Here is a 1,405-nt window from a genome sequence, read left to right as displayed (position 1 = left end):
TCACTAGTGTTGCATAAATAATGTCATAATTTTCAGATTAATTATTTTCCCAACTTAGGGCCAAAAAAGTAAATACCCAACTAAAGGTGGCCCTATCCATTCAGAATTTATATACAATTAAGACTTGTGCAACAACGGCATTTTAATGATTAAGGGACAGTTTTTCCTTCGATTTTTCGAATCCAAATATGCGCTGGTTTCCACAATGCAGCCCTTAAATAACGACTAATTTGCAAGATTTTACGCTTACTTTTTGTTTCGATTTGTGCGAGGATATGTAAGCAATAAACAATCAGTGCAATAAACACTTGATTTTGAATCGCCCATTCGCTTTGACCGTAAAATTTTTTGATATTGAGATGTTGTTTGATCCATTTAAAAAATAGTTCGATAGTCCAACGTGATTTATACATCTCTGAAATTTCTTCGGCACTCAAATCAAAACGATTCGTGATCAAATGGAGTACATTTCCTTTTGAATCCATTACTTTTAGAAGGCGAAAGTAGTTTTCAGCTCGGTTTTGTGTCGTTCCAATCAAGACCATTTGATCCGATAAAACAGATGAACCCTCGGGTAGTTTAAAATCATAAACCTCCCGTACAACTGCGTTTTTTCGTAGCCTTGAAAGAAAAAAGTAACCATCGTCTGTCAAACGGTCAAATCTTTCGTAGTCTAGATAACCACGGTCAAACACATACATGCATTCCTTGTCGTCCACCATAATCTCAAGCTGACCACGATCGTGTTCGTTTGCCGTTGTTATCACGGCCTTTTCAGGGTAAGAAGTTCCTTTTTCCATAAATACAAGGCGTAAATGTAACTTTACCCCCGCCTTTGTTTTACGGAACTTTGCCCACCTATGATTGGTCAAATTGAGTGGTAATGTGCTTGAATCAATAATTTTTAACGGCATGATTCGTTTTGTGTAGTGTGTTTTAGCGTGAATTTGTCCGACTAGATCAAGGAAAAGCGACTGAAACAGATCTGGATTCATGCCATTTAATCGGCGAGATAGCTGAGAAATACTTATAGAATCAAGGTTTACTGCCTTTTGAAGTTGGTCATCGAAAAGGCAATCGCCCAATGCATGAAGACTTTCAACTTCCTTAAGTTGTGCAAAAAGTAATAATTTAAGAAATGACTCTGTCGTTAATTTTTTTGTATAGAAATCTAATTTCATTGTTTTCACGTTTTCTTCTAATAATTGAAGATTTATCGGTGAAAACCATTGTCCAAATGAATTTTTTCGTGTAATCTTATCCATGAGCGTTGTCCTTTTTAATGGATTTGGACGGATTACCACCAACTATTTCCATTATAAAGGACTTTTTCTTTGTTTGAAATAATAAAATTGAAGATTTTGGGTATTTTTAATAGTTAATTTAAATTAATGCAACACTAGTG

1 protein-coding gene is annotated in these 1,405 nt (G+C 35.1%); it reads right to left on the bottom strand.

All coding sequences use genetic code 11. From position 1 onward, the window contains the following. Positions 1–149: 149 nt before the first annotated feature. The gene (locus tag BN2144_RS00060; RefSeq protein ID WP_033826334.1) at positions 150–1,265 is read right to left on the bottom strand and encodes an IS4 family transposase; all 1,116 of its coding nucleotides are present in this window, start codon (positions 1,263–1,265) and stop codon (positions 150–152) included. Between the last annotated feature and the right edge of the window lie 140 nt (positions 1,266–1,405).

This window comes from Bacillus andreraoultii (genome assembly GCF_001244735.1).
Lineage (GTDB): Bacteria > Bacillota > Bacilli > Bacillales > Caldibacillaceae > Caldifermentibacillus > Caldifermentibacillus andreraoultii.
Note: the sequence above shows the minus strand (reverse complement) of the source record. Positions and strands in the feature narration are given on the sequence as shown.